5 protein-coding genes are annotated in these 3,104 nt (G+C 48.6%); all 5 read right to left on the bottom strand.

All coding sequences use genetic code 11. From position 1 onward, the window contains the following. The coding region (locus tag QMC96_13200) for a hypothetical protein (protein MDI6877711.1) at positions 1-316 on the bottom strand (316 nt) is incomplete at its 3' end. 273 nt (positions 317-589) lie between these two features. After that, positions 590-1,423 carry a hypothetical protein gene (locus QMC96_13195; GenBank protein MDI6877710.1) on the bottom strand — a complete coding sequence of 278 codons (834 nt, stop codon included), beginning with the start codon at positions 1,421-1,423 and terminating at the stop codon, positions 590-592. Continuing rightward, positions 1,423-1,755, bottom strand: a complete 333-nt coding sequence (locus QMC96_13190) for a hypothetical protein (protein MDI6877709.1) — start codon at positions 1,753-1,755, stop codon at positions 1,423-1,425. The genes QMC96_13195 and QMC96_13190 overlap by 1 nt, the downstream gene beginning before the upstream one ends. After that, a complete protein-coding gene (locus QMC96_13185) occupies positions 1,752-2,420 on the bottom strand; it encodes a hypothetical protein (GenBank protein MDI6877708.1) in 669 nt (222 codons plus the stop codon). Before QMC96_13185 ends, QMC96_13190 begins: the two co-directional genes overlap by 4 nt. Before the next feature lie 475 nt (positions 2,421-2,895). Continuing rightward, a partial coding sequence (locus tag QMC96_13180; GenBank protein ID MDI6877707.1) for a hypothetical protein occupies positions 2,896-3,104 on the bottom strand: 209 nt, incomplete at its 5' end.

Raw genomic sequence — 3,104 nt, 5'->3', positions numbered from 1 at the left:
CTTCCATGAAAAGATGCATTGCCTCTTTTTCATCTTCAGAGACGTACGAGTTAGTAATGTAACTACAAAGAATTTTCTTTTCATCATCATTTACAGCGATGAATGAGTAATATGGCGTTATTTCTTTTAATGCAGGATCAATTACAATAAGATCAATATCGGTAATCAATCCAGTAGTGTCTCCTACGGGTAACATTACAAGTTTGTCCTTATCACTTTCAACAGCGGTTACTGGCATTACAGCTGTTAATGAAAGCAATATCGCCAATAGAACGGAAACTATCCGTGTTGTCCAATTGAAATCCACTTCCTTCACCTCCAGTCGTTTCAATGAAGGCAAGACGTTATGTTTTTATACCTGAAAACCAAAACAATCCTGCCTACGGGCAGCAGTGGGGTTCTCCGATCGGGTCAAGAAGGGAGGAACTCCCCTGTTACACGGTAACCTTTACCTTCATAATATAAACGATTTCTGTCTGCATCATCTACACGTCAATGTAATCATAGGGTCATACACACTGGGCACCATACATGTCGTCATCTGCATAAGTATTGGCCATATGGACAAGAGAACTAATTCCCCTCCAGGCTAACCTCTGCATATCTGCGCTCGGACGGGGATGAGGTCCGTCATCCCTCCGGCGATCGCCTCTGACGCCCGTGCGCGATATGTTGGTTTTCGCATACCATTCACCACGCCTCTACCCGTCTTGAAGTCCAGATCGAATGTAATGGTATGGTTGACCTCATCGATCGAGCGAATGGTACCATCCACGAAAACCACGGTCGCCTGCTCCCCAACGATCCCGGAGCCGCACGTTCCCATGCTCTCCCCTGCCGGGACCGCATCCACGATAGGGGAGAACTTGACGGACTGAATCTCGCGCCGTATATCACGTATATCCTCACCTTTTATGAACACTGCACGAATATCTGTAAGGATCTGGCCCTGTGTCTTGAAGGCGAGCATCTTACCTTCGTCAGTTGTCACCAGGGTCGAGGTCCACCTGCCGAACGACTGGTTCTGGAGCTCTTCATCCGAGAATACAGGTTGTTCGTTTACCATGGGTATGGGGACGAAAATTGTCGTAGTAGAGTCTCCCTGGTACTTCGCCAGGCCCTGGACGGAGACAGTATACGTGGACACCCCCGAGATCATTGTAGACGCTGCGGCTCCGAAGAAAAGTGCCAACGTCAGGACACCGCACAGGGCGATGCCACCCCCTATCGAGATTGCCAGTTTTTTCATGGAATGGCGACCCTTCATATAGAACCAGATGAGGTATCCGAAGCCAACGAACCCGACAACGAAAAATGCATCAGAAAGAAGACCGAGCGAGCTCATTCGAAGCACCCAGAAGAGAAGATAGACCAGGAAGAGTGCCCCTCCGATGCTCACTGCAAGAATATTTTCCCGCGACATCAGCACTGTCCCCACACGAGTCTGAATGGAATCGATGTTGTGTTACGATCCGGCCAGATCATCGGTTGGCTATAGTACTGCTCCCTGCACTCATCCGATACATTATCTAAAAATTCAGGAAAGACATTTTCCATGTATTCCCCAAAGGAGATGTTCTGCTTCCATACCTTCGCCGCCATTTCAGCCCTCGCCTCGTTCTGGCGGTCGGTTGGGGGAGGCGGCGTCCTGCCGTAACCAGAATATGTGGTATAATACGCTGGAAGATAGACCACCATGAAAGCAATCAATAGCAGCAACAGCATGAAAAGGATGTGTCTTTTTTCAATTTTCACGGCATCAACCTCTTTTTGGAATTCATAGATGACAGAATGTGATTATCGCGAGTATAACTGAGTACTCCGGCAGAGCAACACGGATCGGGGAACAATTGGAGTATATACAATCCCCCGGTGATATGCTGCCCGGAAGAGTTCATCTTCCACGCAGCAATGATGTACATGAGCCCGATGAATGGCATTTCCAGCAGATAATACATCAGAAAGGCAAAGAGGACCAGCTCGTTCCTGAAGGGATACGGGGACAGCAGCATGCAGAAGAGAATACATACGGGATAAATGCTGAGAACTGACAACAGCAGAATAAAATCCCGTGCCATCTGCGTCCGAATTGCAGCAAACGAGTAGAAGAATGCTGCCGAAGCCGGTGCCAGCAGTAGCAATGCCGAGATCGATAGAGGATTGAACAAATTGCTAGTACCGTATATCAGGAATGAAAGTGCGAATACTCCCATCACGAACACGAGGGGGAGCCCGAAATACCAATGGGTGGATCGTCTCTGGCTTTCCCTCAAATAATATCCAAGACCGAAGAGTGCAAGGATAGCCACAGCTGGAGCGATATATGCCAGGGATCGTGGCAGGGTAAGTATTGTTGATACCAATGGCAGCAAAAAGATAGATGCAATAAGGACTAATGAAACAGAATCAATTCTACCCATTGGCGCCCGCTCTAATCAAATCGATTCCGCTCTCTTTCTCTTCAGATAGAGATAGGCAAATATTGTCACAAGAATCGCTCCAGTAAACAGAACCAGAGCGATTGGATCGATGGCAACTCCAAAGCCTCTTGGCCCTTCCATGACTTCAAGAAACACGATCTCTTACCCCATTCGGATTAAAAACTCTCCCTTTTTCACCATACAGGGGCATGCAGCCCGATCTATATGAAAAAATTCTCGTTCACAGTATAAGAGATTTGTGTGCAGATCATCTACACGTCGGTGACACGCAGGCCGAAACGAGATACGATTGTATTCGAGAGACTGCTGAGACGGTAGCTGCGAGAATACGAAGAAGGCATGCGATGAGCAGAGAATCGCAATCGCATGCGCTATTATTACAGGCATGACTCTTCTGCCCCTCGCAAGTGGTGTAAATCGCATCGATCGCTCCAGATCCTCCAACACGTCTCCATCAGTCCTTCCCTTTCAGGGCACGTCGCCGTTTCCAGATGAAGAGGACGGCAAAAAAAACGATCCCTACAAGCGCGATTGCCTGGAGGAGGGAGACCACGGGATAGCCCAGTGCAAGGTAGCGCAGAAGGAGGAGCCCGGCTGCGACGAGGTAGAAGACAGCCGATCGTGCGACAGTGATGCGGCGCTCACCGCCATCGGTGAAGACAA

The sequence above is a fragment of the Methanomicrobiales archaeon genome, assembly GCA_030019205.1.
GTDB lineage: Archaea > Halobacteriota > Methanomicrobia > Methanomicrobiales > JACTUA01 > JASEFH01.
The sequence above is the reverse complement of the archived record's forward strand: the minus strand, read 5'-3'. Positions and strand labels throughout refer to the sequence as shown.

Bases quoted from the DNA above. Each gene is read 5' to 3' on its own strand.
- QMC96_13195 (MDI6877710.1), bottom strand. From the start codon at position 1,423: ATGTCGCGGGAAAATATTCTTGCAGTGAGCATCGGAGGGGCACTCTTC.
- QMC96_13185 (MDI6877708.1), bottom strand. From the start codon at position 2,420: ATGGGTAGAATTGATTCTGTTTCATTAGTCCTTATTGCATCTATCTTT.